This is a genomic window from Agrobacterium tumefaciens (assembly GCA_025559845.1).
Lineage (GTDB): Bacteria > Pseudomonadota > Alphaproteobacteria > Rhizobiales > Rhizobiaceae > Agrobacterium.
Window position 1 is genome coordinate 1,946,258 of record CP048469.1, and the last position, 14,700, is coordinate 1,960,957.

The window sequence follows — 14,700 nt, forward strand, 5'->3', positions numbered from 1 at the left end:
AACCCTGACAATATTCAGGGATACAGACAGCATGACGTTCAAAACCGGTTTCTTTGCCCTTTCCATCGCTGCGGTAACGATCATCACCGCCGCACCAGCCCACGCCGCCAGTTTCGACTGTGAAAAGCAGGATCTGGCGGCCGACGAAAAGGCGATCTGCGACAATCGTGTTCTCAACGATCTCGACGTCAAGATGGTAACGACCTTCGACATTCTCACGCAGCTTATGGCGATGGGCGCGCGCGACACGCTACGCGACGAACAAAGCCAGTGGCTGAAGAGACGCCAGGAATGCGGTGCGGATGCCACCTGCCTGACCGGCGCCTATCACGAGCGGATGAAGAAACTCAACGAAGCCTTTGAAAGCATTTCCCGCCCCCTATAAGTCAGGCTGCTAAGTCAGGCTGCGCGAATAATCTCCCCCATCAGCCCATGCAACTGGTCGCGGTAACCGGTTCTGGCGGAGGGGGCATCCTCACGCGACGTCATCACCACCGAAAGCTTTTTAGCGGGCACGATGTAGAGCATCTGCCCGCCATAACCCCAGGCGTAATAAACCTGCTCTCCCGCCATCTCCTTGATGAACCAGCAGTAACCGTAACCGTCGCCATTGAACACGGAATTGGTCCGTTGCTGCCATGACTGGTCGATCCAGGCCTGCGGCAGCAATCGCTCACCATCCGGCGTCACGCCGCCGCGCCGATAAAGCTCGCCAAAGGCCAGCAGTGACCGCGCCGTCATCGCCATCTGGTTGCCACCGAGATAGATGCCCTGCGGATCGCGTTCCCACGCGCCGATCGAAAAACCTTTCAATGGACGAAACCACTCGCGTGCCAAGGCCAATGTCGAGCGGCCCGACGCCTTGGTGAGAATGGCCGAGAGCAGGTGGGTGGAACCGGTCGAGTAAAGCATGCCACCGCCCGGCTCGCCCGCGAAACCGGAGCCCAGCGCCGTCCGCACCCAATCCCGGCTGGACACCCATCGACCGTAATTCGGCCCTGACATGCGCTCCAGGCCGGACTGCATGGAAAGCAGATTGCCAATGGTAACCCTTTCCAGCCTCGGATCGGGATTGGTTGGAAAACTGCTCCGCAACACCGTTGCAATCGGCTGCTCCACGCCATCAAGAACCTTTTTGTCGATCGCCATGCCAACCAGAGCAGAGACGATGGATTTCGACGCGGACTTGATGTTGGTGGAGCCGTTGAGCGCCGCACCGTGATAGGCGCGGCTCGCGGTCTCGTTGCCATCAACGCTAACGATCACAGTCTTGAGGCTGGAAAGCGCATCCGCATTCCTCAAGGCAGGCTCGAAACGATCATTTCCCCCGCCGGTCTGGGCGCGGGCGATGGAAGCAAAGGGCAAGGCGCCGAGAATGGCGAGCGCTGTTCGTCTTTTCATAAAGGCGAGATAGGAACGGGTTGAATTCGGAAAAGGCATGTTCGGCGCACATCACTCCAACGTGACCGGTAGAATTCTTCTGGTTTCGAATGCTTATTGAATATGTTCAAAGGCTTAGATGGATTTTTGGAATCACATCCCCAAAGACTTGAATCGCTTTCTGAAGCTGCAGTCCTCAACAAAAAAGCCGCCCCTGAGGGCGGCTTTCGTATTGGCTTCAAGCGAACGCTCTATCACTCGGCGTCAGGCAGAATGCGAACGGCACCCTTGTCAGCGCTGGCAGCAAAGGCAGCATAGGCCTTGAGCGCCGTGGTGACGTTACGCTTGCGCGGTGCGGCCGGCTTCCAGCCAAGCTGGTCCTGCTCGGCGCGGCGCGACGCGAGTTCTGCATCCGCGACCTTGAGGTTGATCGTACGGTTGGGGATATCGATTTCAATCGTATCACCCTGGCGCACGAGACCGATGGCGCCGCCCTGCCCGGCTTCCGGCGAGGCGTGACCAATGGACAGACCAGAGGTGCCGCCCGAGAAGCGACCGTCAGTGATGAGCGCGCAGGCTTTGCCGAGGCCCTTGGACTTGAGGTAGCTGGTCGGATAGAGCATTTCCTGCATGCCCGGGCCGCCCTTTGGTCCTTCATAGCGAATGACCACGACGTCACCTGCCTTGACCTCGTTGCCGAGAATGCCCTTCACGGCCGCATCCTGGCTTTCATAGACAACCGCCGGGCCAGTGAATTTCAGGATCGACTCGTCCACACCGGCAGTCTTCACGATGCAGCCATCGAGCGCGATGTTGCCGTAAAGCACGGCCAGACCGCCGTCCTTGGAGAAAGGCTTTTCGACAGAGCGGATAACGCCGTTTTCACTGTCTGTGTCGAGATCATCCCAGCGCGACGACTGGCTGAAGGCAACCTGCGTCGGAACGCCGCCCGGAGCCGCCTTGAAGAACTGGCGCACGGTTTCGCTGTTGGTGCGGGTAATATCCCAACGATCGATGGCGTCGCCAAGCGTCGCTTCATGCACGGTGTAGGTATCGCGGTTGATAAGACCGCCGCGATCCAGTTCGCCGAGAATACGCATGATACCACCGGCACGGTGAACGTCTTCCATGTGCACGTCCTGCTTGGCGGGCGCGACCTTGGAGAGGCAAGGCACCTTGCGCGACAGACGGTCGATGTCTTCCATGCCGAAATCGACGCCGCCTTCGTAAGCAGCCGCGAGAATGTGCAGAACCGTGTTGGTGGAACCGCCCATGGCGATATCGAGCGACATGGCGTTTTCGAACGCGGCCTTCGAGGCGATGGTGCGTGGCAGAACGGTTTCGTCGTCCTGCTCGTAATAACGGCGTGCCAGATCAACGATCAGATGACCGGCTTCAACGAACAGACGCTTGCGATCCGAGTGAGTGGCGAGCGTCGAGCCATTGCCGGGCAAAGACAGGCCCAGTGCCTCGGTCAGACAGTTCATCGAATTGGCCGTGAACATACCGGAGCACGAACCGCAGGTCGGGCAAGCGGAACGCTCGATGACCTGAACGTCTTCGTCGGAAACCTTGTCATCGGCAGCAGCAACCATGGCATCGACCAGATCGAGCGCGACCGTTTTGCCGTGAAGCACGACCTTGCCCGCTTCCATCGGGCCGCCGGATACGAAGACCGCCGGGATGTTTAGGCGCATCGCGGCATTCAGCATGCCGGGGGTGATCTTGTCGCAGTTGGAAATGCAGACCATCGCGTCGGCGCAATGGGCGTTGACCATGTATTCAACGGAATCCGCGATGATTTCGCGTGAAGGCAGCGAATAGAGCATGCCATCGTGACCCATGGCGATACCGTCATCAACCGCGATCGTGTTGAATTCCTTGGCGACACCACCAGCAGCTTCGATTTCGCGCGCGACGAGCTGGCCAAGATCCTTTAGGTGAACGTGGCCCGGCACGAACTGCGTGAACGAATTGACCACCGCAATGATCGGCTTGCCGAAATCGCCGTCCTTCATGCCGGTCGCGCGCCAAAGGCCGCGGGCGCCGGCCATATTGCGGCCGTGAGTTGTCGTTCTGGAGCGATAAACTGGCATGGTGTTTTCCTCGATCTGTTGGCGAAGGGATAACACCGCTCATCGCGGCACCTTCCCTTCCCGTTTTGCCGTTTTTCTAGCGCAAACCACAGGCCCTGTCACTGTCACCTTCCGGCAAAACAGTACGGTTCGGTACGGTACGCACTGAGATCATCACGCAATTTCGACAGATCACATCACAAATCCGCGATTTTTACGGTCTTCATACAGTTTTTATAACACGTCTTGAAACATCTCTGTGCAACAGCCGTATTCATTATCATAATCGATTTGTCGCCGTTACGCCCGGCTTTTGTGGAGGTTCACATGCCCGCCTATCGTCCCCCTCGCATCGCAGCCAGCGAGATCACGCCCAAGGGCATCTATCTCTCGCGGCGTTCCTTTCTGGGGACTGCGGCCGGGCTGGCAGCTATCGGGTTGGCCGGCCGCGACGCAATCGCAGCCCCACTTGCCGCGAAACCCGGCGCCTACAAACTCGACGAGAAGCTGACGCCCCTCGACGCCGTGACGAGCTACAACAATTTCTATGAATTCGGCGTCGGCAAATCAGATCCGAAGGAATATTCAGGCGACTTCAAACCGAATCCCTGGACGCTAAAGGTCGACGGCCTCGTCGGTAAACCACAGGAGTTTGGGATCGAAGATCTCCTGAAGTATCAACTCGAAGAACGCACCTACCGCATGCGCTGCGTTGAAGGCTGGTCTATGGCGATCCCGTGGATCGGATTTCCGCTTGCAACACTTCTGGACAAGGTCGAACCGTTGGGCAGCGCCAAATATGTGGCTTTCGAAACCATTGTCAGGCCCGAGGAAATGCCTGGACAGCGCGGTCTCTTCCAGCCGCTGAAATGGCCTTATGTCGAGGGTCTGCGGCTTGATGAAGCCCGTCATCCGCTGACCATTCTGGCGCTCGGTCTTTATGGTGAAACCCTGCCGAACCAGAACGGCGCGCCGGTCCGGCTCGTTGTTCCCTGGAAGTACGGGTTCAAGGGCATCAAGTCCATCGTCCGCATCTCTCTGGTCGAACAGCAGCCGGAAACGACCTGGAAGAACTCCAACGCGCGGGAATACGGTTTCTATTCCAACGTCAATCCGAACGTCGATCATCCCCGCTGGAGCCAGGCGACGGAACAACGCATTGGTGAAGGTGGATTCTTTGGCGTGGAGAACCGCCCGACCCTGATGTTCAATGGTTATGAAGAGGTCGCAAACCTCTACACCGGCCTGGACCTCAAGGCGAATTACTGACCATGGCTTTTGCTCTTACCCTTCCCTCCCTGCCGAAGCGCTATCAGCCGGCGGCGATCTGGGCACTTTACATTGTCGGTCTGGCGCCGGGCGTATTGTATTTCTACCTCGCGGCGACGGGGGGCCTGGGGTTCAATCCTGTAAAGGATTTTGAACACCTTCTCGGTATCTGGGCACTGCGCTTTCTCTGTCTGGGATTGATGGTCACGCCGATGCGCGACCTTTTTAACATCAACCTCATCGCCTACAGGCGCGCGCTGGGTCTTATTGCCTTTTATTACGTGCTGGCGCATTTCACCGTCTATCTTGTGCTCGATCGCGGCCTGATCCTCAGCTCGATCGCCGGCGACATCCTGAAGCGACCTTACATCATGCTTGGCATGGCAGGCCTTCTGATGCTCATCCCGCTGGCACTGACATCAAACCGCTGGTCGATCCGCACCCTTGGCGGCCGCTGGAACACTCTGCACAAACTTGCCTACCCGATCCTGCTGGCGGGCGTTCTGCACTTCGTGCTGGCGCGAAAGTCCATGACGCTGGAACCGGTCTTTTACATCAGCATCATGGTCATCCTGCTGGGCTACCGGCTGGTGCGGCCGACGCTCATGGCACGCAGGCGGGCCGCTAAAAGCGCGACGACAGCCAGAACCGTCTCGCGATAAACGCCGCCAGTAAGATGCCAACGAGATAACAGGCGATATTCCACAACGAAAAAACGCGGCCGAGCAGCAAAGCGCCGGTGGTTGTTGCTCGAAACGCATCAAGCGCCGGGAAATGGACGAGCCTTATAAGTTCGACCAGTATCGCCACTGCACACGCCAATGGCGCAGCCAGCGATCGCCTCTCCGCCCCCATGAACATTGCCATCAGAAAACAGACCATCGATCCCCAGAGGACCGAGCCTCCATACTTCACGACCATGAACGGCAATCCGATGGTATAGCCGTAGCGACGCAGCGCCAGCCCGGCAAAAATCACCAGGACGGCGGCGAACAGGGACCCCACACGGGTGCCATAAAATCGGTGTGAATCGGCGATCATAAATATCTCTTTACGACCGGTTGCCGTAGACAGACAACATTGCCGCACATTGAGGATCAACGGGTTTTGACGAGCGATACCACCTACCCCACAAGCCGCCTCGCCCTGATCGACAGGTTTCTCTGCGATATCAAGCCCTGGGGCGAGTTGCGCGGCTTAAAGCGCTTCGCGGTCGAATTTCTGTATTCCGGCATCAAGGAGGCCCGTGCCTGCATGTTTGCCGGACTGTTTTTCCTGTCGATCTTCCTTGTTCCGCGCACTGCTCTCTTCGGACTGCCGCGTTATGACGTACTGCTCGTTATCGCGCTCGCCATCCAGTTTTTCATGATCTGGAGCAAGCTGGAGACGCTCGACGAAGCCAAGGCGATCCTCCTGTTCCACATCGTTGGTTTTGCCCTGGAGGTGTTCAAGACGTCCGGCACCATACAATCATGGTCCTATCCGGACTTCGCCTATACCAAGGTTTTTGGCGTGCCGCTGTTTTCCGGCTTCATGTATGCGGCGGTCGGCAGTTACATCATTCAGGCGTGGCGGCTGCTCGATGTCCGTATCCGCCACCATCCGCCGTATTGGATGGCAACGCTGATCGGCGTTGCGATTTACGCCAACTTCTTCACACATCACTTTATCGACGATTATCGCTGGTATATCGCCGCTTGCGCAATCGGCCTCTACGCCCGCGCTACAGTCATCTACCGCCCCTATGACCGCGACCGCAAAATGCCTTTGCTGCTGTCATTCGTGCTCATCGGCTTTTTTGTCTGGCTCGCGGAAAACATCTCCACCTTCTTCGGGATCTGGAAGTACCCCGATCAGATTGGTGCCTGGTCCATCGTCCATATCGGCAAGTGGAGTTCCTGGTCACTGCTGGTCATCATGACCTTCACGATCGTGGCCCATCTCAAACATATCAAGAGCCGCATCTACGTTCCCGAATGACGTGAACCGTCCTGGCGAAGATGAACCTGAAGAAGGGCTGTCGTTCCGTTTCGACGCGGACTCCGTCAGCACCTGTCGATCCACCCAACCGGTCCCCTCACCCGGATAACGCCAAACACAAAGAAGCCGGGTGATCGCTCACCCGGCTTTTTATCGAATGACACCGCAAGGGTGTCGGAACTTACGCAGCTTCGGCAGCAGCAGCTTCAGCAGCAACGCGAGCCTTGTCGGCTGCGCCCTTGGCGTCGACGTCACGCTCAACGAATTCAACAACTGCCAGAGCAGCGTTGTCGCCCTGGCGGAAGCCAGCCTTCATGATACGCAGGTAGCCGCCGTTGCGGTTTGCGTAACGAGCTGCGATCGCGTCGAACAGCTTGCGAACAGCGTCCTGATCCTTGATCTGCGAGATCGCCTGACGACGAGCGTGCAGGTCGCCGCGCTTGCCAAGCGTCACGAGCTTCTCAACGATCGGGCGAATTTCCTTCGCCTTCGGAAGCGTGGTTACGATCTGCTCATGGGTGATGAGCGAAGCAGCCATGTTGGCAAACATTGCCTTGCGGTGGCTGGCGGTTCTATTGAGCTTGCGGCCTGAATTTCCGTGGCGCATTGCTATTCTCCTTTAATGCAGGGTTCCCTTTGGGATCTGCCGTTTCCTGGCACATGCAGGTGACTTACCTGCTGTTTGACGGGGAAAGGCAGTCTTTACGGTCCTGCCTTGTCTTTTGTTAGTACTGGTCTTCGTAACGCTTCGCGAGATCTTCGATGTTCTCTGGCGGCCATGCCGGCACTTCCATGCCGAGGTGCAGACCCATGGAAGCGAGAACTTCCTTGATTTCGTTGAGCGACTTGCGACCGAAGTTCGGAGTGCGAAGCATTTCGGCCTCGGTCTTCTGAATCAGGTCGCCGATGTAGACGATGTTGTCATTCTTCAGGCAGTTAGCCGAACGAACAGACAGTTCGAGCTCGTCGACCTTCTTGAGAAGCGCCGGGTTGAACGCGAGTTCGGTAACCGATTCTTCTTCTGCTTCCTTCTGCGGCTCGTCGAAGTTGACGAAGACGCCCAGCTGGTCCTGAAGGATACGAGCGGCGAAGGCTACGGCGTCTTCGCCGGAAACCGAACCGTTGGTCTCGATCGTCATGATCAGCTTGTCGTAGTCAAGAACCTGGCCTTCACGGGTGTTTTCCACCTTGTAGGACACTTTCTTGACCGGAGAATAGAGGCTGTCCACCGGAATGAGGCCGATAGGGGCATCTTCCGCGCGGTTGCGCTCTGCCGGCACGTAGCCTTTGCCGTTGTTGACGGTGAATTCCATGCGGATTTCAGCGCCGTCGTCCAGCGTGCAGATTACGTGGTCGGGATTGAGGATTTCGATGTCGCCAACCGTCTGGATATCGCCAGCGGTAACAGCACCAGGACCCTGCTTACGCACGACCATGCGCTTGGAATCGTCGCCATCCATCTTGATAGCGATTTCCTTGATGTTGAGCACGATGTCCGTCACATCTTCCCGTACACCGGGAATAGAGGAGAACTCGTGCAGAACACCGTCGATCTGCACGGCGGTTACAGCAGCGCCGCGCAGGGAGGACAACAGAACGCGACGAAGCGCGTTGCCGAGCGTCAGGCCGAAACCACGCTCCAGCGGCTCAGCAACGAGCGTTGCCTTCGTGCGGCTGGACGAGGTGAACTCGACCTTGTTCGGCTTGATAAGTTCCTGCCAGTTCTTCTGAATCATCTTTAAACCTTCCGTTCGCCGCCACCATCCAATCGTGACGGACCGAGCATGAAAACATCGAGAGGAACCTATGCCGGTTCATCGATGGGTTCTTGAGCGCAAGTCCGCCGATCGAAATCAGCGCGCACACGCCAGATACACGAAAATTCCGCCAGACCTGAAGGAAAGGCGGAATTTCCGAACCACGGTCGCGTCAGACGCGGCGCTTCTTGCGCGGACGGCAACCGTTGTGCGGGATCGGCGTCACGTCGCGAATGGAAGTAATCATGAAACCGGCAGCCTGCAGAGCGCGAAGTGCAGATTCACGACCCGAACCCGGACCGCAAACTTCAACTTCAAGCGACTTCATGCCGTGTTCCTGAGCCTTCTTCGCGCAATCTTCAGCAGCGATCTGGGCAGCGAACGGGGTCGACTTACGCGAACCCTTGAAGCCCTTGGCACCAGCAGACGACCAGGCAATAGCGTTGCCCTGTGCGTCGGTGATGGTGATCATCGTGTTGTTGAAGGTCGAGTTGACGTGCGCAACGCCAGACGTGATGTTTTTGCGTTCGCGACGACGGACGCGTGTGGCTTCCTTGGCCATGGTATACCTTTCGTTGATCTCTTCACCGCCGTAACACCAGCGGCTACACCGGCAATCCGCCCGAAAACGGGCTTTTCGCCAAACTCAGAAAGGCTGGCGCGGACTGCACCAGCCTCCCCTTTCCGGAAAACCGGAAAATTACTTCTTCTTACCAGCGATCGCCTTCGCCGGACCCTTGCGGGTGCGGGCGTTGGTGTGCGTGCGCTGACCGCGGACCGGCAGGCCACGACGGTGACGCAGACCACGGTAGCAACCGAGGTCCATCAGACGCTTGATGTTCATCGAGGTCTCGCGACGCAGGTCACCTTCGACCTGGTAGTCACGGTCGATGGCTTCACGGATCTGAAGAACTTCAGCATCCGTAAGCTGATGAACGCGCTTGTCAGCCGGAAGGCCAACCTTGTCCATGATTTCCTGCGCGAATTTCGGACCAATCCCGTGAATGTAGGTCAGCGCAATAACAACGCGCTTCGCAGTCGGGATATTGACGCCAGCGATACGTGCCACGTCTGTTCTCCTTGGTTCCAGTTGCCATCCGGCAAGTGGTGATTCCATTTGAGCGGCACGAAAGACCGCCAGTTCAAAATTGGTGTCCGCGACAAGTCAAAACGACCGTACCCGGATATCCCGTCCCTTCGGGAAATCCGCGCCAGTCGCTTGGGTTGTCGCGAGTTGGCGCGGTGTTTAACGGAATCAGCGCAAAAAAGCAACCAGCTCCGCCAAGATTCTTTTTTCGATCCAGAGGATCGACCAGCCTGTCAGGCCGATGCTTTCTCGAGGGCACCCTCGATCGCGCGGGTCACGGCATCAACATCAGCCATACCATCGAGCGTGACGAGCTGACCTTGCTCGCTATAGTACTGAGACAGCGGCGCTGTCTTCTCGCGATATTCGGTCAACCGCTTGCGGAAAGATTCCGGATTGTCATCCGAACGGACAGTGCCGCCGGCTGCAATGGTCTCTGCCACACGGTTTTCGATTCGGCGAATCAACGCCTCCTCATCAACCTTCAATTCGATAACCGCATCGAGAACGAGGTTGTTGTCGCGCATGTTGTCCGCCAGCGCCTTGGCCTGCGGGACCGTGCGCGGATAGCCGTCGAGAATAAATCCCTTCGTACAGTCCGCACCCACGATGCGCTCAGAAACGATTTGATTGACGATATCGTCAGAAACCAGCCCGCCCGCGTCCATGACGGCCTTGGCGCGTTTGCCGATCTCTGTGCCTGCGCTGACAGCAGCACGAAGCATGTCACCGGTAGAAAGCTGCGGAATCCCATACTTGTCGGTCAAGCGCTTTGCCTGGGTTCCTTTGCCCGCACCCGGCGGACCCAAAAATATCAGTCTCATCGTCCCCTCTTTCCTCCACGCAACTTCGATTTCTTGATCAACCCCTCATATTGCTGGGCGATCAGGTGTCCCTGAATCTGCGCAACGGTATCTAGCGTTACACTGACTACGATCAAAAGCGAAGTACCACCAAGGGCTAATGGAATACCCGTACGAGCGATAAGTGTCTCAGGAAGGATACACACGAAGACCAGATAAATCGCACCGATCAAGGTGATACGCGTCAGAACGTAATCGATGTACTCCGCGGTGCGTTCGCCAGGGCGAATACCGGGAATGAAGCCGCCATGCTTCTTAAGGTTATCGGCAGTATCCTTCGGATTGAAGACGATAGCCGTGTAGAAGAAGGCGAAGAAGGCGATCAGCAGGCCATAGAGCGCCATGAACAGCGGCTGTCCATGCTGGAGCGCGGCAATGATGGATGTCGCCCATGTCGGCAGGCTGGTATTACCGGCAAAACCTGCGGCGGTTGCCGGCAGAAGCAGCAGAGACGACGCGAAGATCGCTGGAATGACGCCTGCGGTGTTGAGCTTCAGCGGCAGGTGCGACGTATCGCCCTGGAACATGCGGTTGCCGACCTGTCGTTTTGGATACTGGATCAACAAGCGGCGCTGCGCACGCTCGACAAAAACGATCAGGGCAATAACGAGAATCGCGACGACCACTACGAGCAGGATCAGCGTTGTGGACAACGCACCCGTACGACCGAGTTCGAGCGTACCGGCCAGAGCCGTCGGCAGACCGGCAGCAATACCGGCGAAGATGATCAGCGAAATACCGTTGCCGATACCGCGTGAGGTGATCTGCTCACCGAGCCACATCAGGAACATCGTGCCGCCGAGCAGCGTGATGACCGTCGAGACACGGAAGAACCAGCCCGGATCGATCACGAGACCGTTGCCACTCTCGAGACCAACGGCAATACCGTAAGCCTGAAGAGTACCGAGCAGAACCGTACCGTAACGGGTGTACTGGTTGATGATCTTGCGTCCGGCTTCGCCTTCCTTCTTCAACGCTTCGAGCGAGGGCACGACAGATGTCATGAGCTGCACGATGATCGAAGCGGAGATGTAAGGCATGATGCCGAGGGCGAAAATCGCCATACGCTCGACAGCGCCGCCCGCAAACATGTTGAAAAGACCGAGAATACCGTTGGCCTGGCCGCGGAAGGCCTGTGCATAGGCTTCTGGGTTCAAACCCGGAAGCGGAATATGGGTGCCGAGACGGTAGACGAGAAGTGCGGCAAGTGTAAACCAGAGACGCTTTTTCAGATCCTCCGCCTTAGCGAAGGTCGAAAAATTCAGGTTCGAAGCCAGTTGTTCCGCTGCTGAAGCCATAAATTTCTCCGAAGGACCTCTGCCTACCGGCTACAACCGGCACATGCGGAAAGGTCTAAAAGATACTGGTCAAAAACCGGGCTTCGGACGAACGCGGCTTTCCGCCGCCATCATGCCTCACCCTGTTTTCGTGTGTCTATCCCCTCCCCTGCGGGAGATCAAGACCGTGAGGCTCTCATATAGGAGCGCAAACGCCCGGAGTGAAACACACCGGGCGCCTGAAAGTCGAAATATTATTCGGCAGCTTCTGCTGCAACAACGAGAAGCTTGATGGAACCGCCAGCCTTTTCGATCTTTTCGATCGCAGGCTTGGAAGCACCAGCAACTTCGAAGGCAACCTTTGCCTTCAGTTCGCCGTCAGCGAGAATGCGAACGCCGTCCTTCGGACGACGGATAACGCCAGCGGCCTTGAGAGCGGCTGCGTCAATCGTCGCGGAAGCGTCGAGCTTCTTGGCGTCGATAGCCGTCTGGATACGACCGAGCGAAACAACAGCATATTCGGAACCGAAAATGTTGTTGAAGCCGCGCTTCGGCAGACGACGGTAGATAGGCATCTGACCGCCTTCGAAGCCGTTGATGGCAACGCCCGAACGAGCCTTCTGACCCTTTACACCGCGACCACCGGTCTTGCCCTTGCCAGAACCAATACCGCGACCTACGCGGATACGGTCCTTGGAGGAGCCTTCGTTGTCTCTGATTTCATTGAGTTTCATGATAGGTTACTCCGTCTCACTTCTCGTCAACGACGCGAACGAGATGCTGGACCGCACGGATCATGCCACGAACCGCCGGAGTATCTTCCAGGGTACGCTGACGGTGCATCTTGTTGAGACCCAGACCGACCAGCGTCTGACGCTGGATTGCCGGGCGGCGGATTGGGCTGCCGATCTGTTCGACCGTAACAGTCTTCTTGGCTTCAGTAGTCTTCTTGGCCATGATCCAGCTCCTTATTCTTCAGAAGCGTTGCCGGAAGCGGCACGACGAGCCTGCAGCGTTGCATACTTCAGACCGCGCTGTGCAGCGATGTCCTTAGGATGAACCTGGTGCTTCAGAGCGTCGAACGTAGCGCGAACCATGTTGTACGGGTTCGAAGAACCGGTCGACTTGGCAACAACGTCATGAACGCCGAGCGTTTCGAAAACTGCGCGCATCGGACCACCGGCGATGATACCGGTACCGGCCTTGGCGGAGCGAAGCAGAACCTTGCCAGCGCCGTGACGACCGTTTACGTCGTGATGCAGCGTACGGCCATCGCGCAGCGGTACGAAGATCAGATCGCGCTTTGCGCTTTCAGTTGCCTTGCGGATTGCTTCCGGAACTTCACGAGCCTTGCCGTGACCGAAACCAACGCGGCCCTTCTGGTCGCCAACGACGACGAGAGCAGCGAAACCGAAGCGACGGCCGCCCTTAACAACTTTTGCAACGCGGTTGATCGCGACCAGCTTGTCGACGAATTCGCTATCACGCTCTTCGCGGTTCTGGCGATCGTCGCGCGAACCTCTTTTATCCTGTGCCATTGTCCTTGTCCTTTTTCTTTTGCGGGTAGAACGGCAAACGAGAGAAGGACCACCGGTCTCATTGCTGAAACCTGCATGGTCCGGTGAAAATCCGCCCGGCAGAACCGGGCGGATAAAAGATTAGAAGCTCAGACCGCCTTCGCGGGCAGCTTCTGCCAAGGCCTTAACGCGACCGTGGTAGATGAACGCGCCACGGTCGAATACAACCTCTTTGACGCCGGCCTTTGCCGCACGCTCTGCAACGAGCTTGCCGACTACCGCTGCTGCTGCAACGTCTGCACCGGTCTTCAGCGAACCGCGCAGATCAGCTTCGAGCGTGGAGGCAGACGCAAGCGTCTTGCCGGCAACGTCATCGATGACCTGAGCATAGATGTTCTTCGACGAGCGATGAACCGACAGGCGCGGGCGGCCATTGGCAACCGCCTTAAGCTGGCGGCGCACACGGCTCGCGCGACGTGCAAGTGCTTCTTTCCTGCTAGCCATTTCGCGTGATCCTTACTTCTTCTTGCCTTCTTTGCGGACAATACGCTCTTCAGCGTACTTGACGCCCTTGCCCTTGTAGGGCTCGGGGCCACGGTATTCGCGGATTTCCGCGGCAACCTGTCCGACCTGCTGCTTGTTGATACCGGAAATGATGATTTCCGTCGGCTTCGGCACGGCAATCGTAATGCCCTGCGGCGGCTCGTAAACAACGTCGTGGCTGAAGCCGAGTGCGAGCTGCAGGTTCTTGCCCTGCATCGCGGCACGGTAACCGACGCCGTTGATTTCGAGCTTGCGCTCGTAGCCATCCTTAACACCCTTGAAGATGTTCTCGATCATCGTGCGGGACATGCCCCACTTCGAACGAGCTTCCTTCGTGGTGTTTGCCGGCGTTACCGAAACGCCGTTATCTTCGAGCTTGAGCTGGATGTCGTCGTTTGCGACGAAAAACAGTTCACCCTTCGGGCCCTTTGCGGTGACCTTCTGGCCATCAACATTGGCCGTCACACCCGCGGGAACCGGAACGGGCTTTTTACCGATACGAGACATGTTTCAATCCTGTCTGTTCGCTATGGAGATCCTTGCGCGGTCTTAGAAGACCGAGCAAAGAACCTCGCCACCAACGTTCTGTTCGCGAGCCTGGTGATCGGCCATCACGCCCTTCGGAGTCGAAAGGATGGTGATGCCGAGGCCGTTCGCGACCTGCGGAATGGACTTAACCGAGACATAAACTCGGCGGCCCGGCTTGGAAACGCGGCCGATCTCACGGATCACGGACGCGCCTTCGTAGTACTTCAGTTCGATGTTGAATTCGGACTTGCCGTTTTCGAAATCGACCTTGGAATAACCGCGAATGTAGCCTTCAGACTGCAGCACATCGAGAACGCGTGCGCGGAGGCTGGAGGCAGGAGTGCTTACCGAAGACTTACGGCGAGCAGCACCATTGCGGATGCGGGTGAGCATATCACCCAAAGGATCAGTCATGGTCATGTGC

The 14,700-nt window shown here is 57.4% G+C and carries 19 protein-coding genes; 4 read left to right on the top strand and 15 right to left on the bottom strand.

The window, feature by feature from the left end:
* Positions 1-31 precede the first annotated feature (31 nt).
* Positions 32-385, top strand: coding sequence for a hypothetical protein (locus FY156_09935; protein UXS01764.1), 354 nt, complete (start codon positions 32-34; stop codon positions 383-385).
* Positions 386-399: 14 nt separating this feature from the next.
* Here FY156_09935 and FY156_09940 read toward each other — a convergent pair whose 3' ends face one another.
* Both FY156_09940 and ilvD read right to left on the bottom strand, forming a co-directional pair.
* The gene (locus tag FY156_09940) at positions 400-1,401 is read right to left on the bottom strand and encodes a serine hydrolase (GenBank protein ID UXS03106.1); all 1,002 of its coding nucleotides are present in this window, start codon (positions 1,399-1,401) and stop codon (positions 400-402) included.
* A gap of 233 nt (positions 1,402-1,634) precedes the next feature.
* On the bottom strand, positions 1,635-3,476 hold the full coding sequence (ilvD, locus tag FY156_09945) for a dihydroxy-acid dehydratase (GenBank protein UXS01765.1): 1,842 nt from the start codon (positions 3,474-3,476) through the stop codon (positions 1,635-1,637).
* A 306-nt stretch (positions 3,477-3,782) separates the two neighbouring features.
* On the opposite strand from ilvD, the gene msrP reads away from it, so the two are divergent.
* Together msrP and msrQ are read left to right on the top strand one after the other, a co-directional pair.
* Positions 3,783-4,724 (top strand): protein-methionine-sulfoxide reductase catalytic subunit MsrP, encoded by a 942-nt coding sequence (msrP, locus tag FY156_09950; protein ID UXS01766.1) that lies wholly within the window; start codon positions 3,783-3,785, stop codon positions 4,722-4,724.
* Between the two features lie 2 nt (positions 4,725-4,726).
* Positions 4,727-5,386 carry a protein-methionine-sulfoxide reductase heme-binding subunit MsrQ gene (gene msrQ / locus FY156_09955; protein UXS01767.1) on the top strand — a complete coding sequence of 220 codons (660 nt, stop codon included), beginning with the start codon at positions 4,727-4,729 and terminating at the stop codon, positions 5,384-5,386.
* Here the strand turns inward: msrQ and FY156_09960 are convergent.
* Complete coding sequence (locus tag FY156_09960) at positions 5,349-5,765, bottom strand: DUF2809 domain-containing protein (protein ID UXS01768.1); 417 nt, start codon at positions 5,763-5,765, stop codon at positions 5,349-5,351. The genes msrQ and FY156_09960 overlap by 38 nt on opposite strands.
* A gap of 66 nt (positions 5,766-5,831) precedes the next feature.
* Between FY156_09960 and FY156_09965 the strand changes: the two genes are divergently transcribed.
* On the top strand, positions 5,832-6,704 hold the full coding sequence (locus FY156_09965; GenBank protein UXS01769.1) for a DUF817 domain-containing protein: 873 nt from the start codon (positions 5,832-5,834) through the stop codon (positions 6,702-6,704).
* Between the two features lie 181 nt (positions 6,705-6,885).
* Here FY156_09965 and rplQ read toward each other — a convergent pair whose 3' ends face one another.
* The 12 genes from rplQ to rpsH all read right to left on the bottom strand — a co-directional run bounded on the left by rplQ (position 6,886) and on the right by rpsH (position 14,696).
* Positions 6,886-7,311 (bottom strand): 50S ribosomal protein L17, encoded by a 426-nt coding sequence (gene rplQ / locus FY156_09970; protein UXS01770.1) that lies wholly within the window; start codon positions 7,309-7,311, stop codon positions 6,886-6,888.
* A 118-nt stretch (positions 7,312-7,429) separates the two neighbouring features.
* Positions 7,430-8,440, bottom strand: coding sequence for a DNA-directed RNA polymerase subunit alpha (locus FY156_09975; GenBank protein UXS01771.1), 1,011 nt, complete (start codon positions 8,438-8,440; stop codon positions 7,430-7,432).
* A gap of 193 nt (positions 8,441-8,633) precedes the next feature.
* Complete coding sequence (gene rpsK / locus FY156_09980) at positions 8,634-9,023, bottom strand: 30S ribosomal protein S11 (GenBank protein ID UXS01772.1); 390 nt, start codon at positions 9,021-9,023, stop codon at positions 8,634-8,636.
* Positions 9,024-9,161: 138 nt separating this feature from the next.
* Positions 9,162-9,530, bottom strand: coding sequence for a 30S ribosomal protein S13 (gene rpsM, locus FY156_09985; GenBank protein ID UXS01773.1), 369 nt, complete (start codon positions 9,528-9,530; stop codon positions 9,162-9,164).
* A gap of 251 nt (positions 9,531-9,781) precedes the next feature.
* Positions 9,782-10,372, bottom strand: a complete 591-nt coding sequence (locus FY156_09990) for an adenylate kinase (GenBank protein UXS01774.1) — start codon at positions 10,370-10,372, stop codon at positions 9,782-9,784.
* The gene (gene secY, locus FY156_09995; protein ID UXS01775.1) at positions 10,369-11,709 is read right to left on the bottom strand and encodes a preprotein translocase subunit SecY; all 1,341 of its coding nucleotides are present in this window, start codon (positions 11,707-11,709) and stop codon (positions 10,369-10,371) included. Before secY ends, FY156_09990 begins: the two co-directional genes overlap by 4 nt.
* 233 nt (positions 11,710-11,942) lie before the next feature.
* A complete protein-coding gene (locus FY156_10000) occupies positions 11,943-12,422 on the bottom strand; it encodes a 50S ribosomal protein L15 (GenBank protein UXS01776.1) in 480 nt (159 codons plus the stop codon).
* A gap of 16 nt (positions 12,423-12,438) precedes the next feature.
* Complete coding sequence (gene rpmD / locus FY156_10005; protein UXS01777.1) at positions 12,439-12,645, bottom strand: 50S ribosomal protein L30; 207 nt, start codon at positions 12,643-12,645, stop codon at positions 12,439-12,441.
* Between the two features lie 11 nt (positions 12,646-12,656).
* Entirely contained in the window at positions 12,657-13,226 is a 570-nt protein-coding gene (gene rpsE, locus FY156_10010; protein UXS01778.1) for a 30S ribosomal protein S5, read from the bottom strand.
* Between the two features lie 120 nt (positions 13,227-13,346).
* Entirely contained in the window at positions 13,347-13,709 is a 363-nt protein-coding gene (gene rplR / locus FY156_10015) for a 50S ribosomal protein L18 (GenBank protein UXS01779.1), read from the bottom strand.
* A gap of 12 nt (positions 13,710-13,721) precedes the next feature.
* The gene (gene rplF / locus FY156_10020) at positions 13,722-14,255 is read right to left on the bottom strand and encodes a 50S ribosomal protein L6 (protein UXS01780.1); all 534 of its coding nucleotides are present in this window, start codon (positions 14,253-14,255) and stop codon (positions 13,722-13,724) included.
* Between the two features lie 42 nt (positions 14,256-14,297).
* Positions 14,298-14,696, bottom strand: coding sequence for a 30S ribosomal protein S8 (gene rpsH, locus FY156_10025; protein ID UXS01781.1), 399 nt, complete (start codon positions 14,694-14,696; stop codon positions 14,298-14,300).
* Positions 14,697-14,700: the final 4 nt, after the last annotated feature.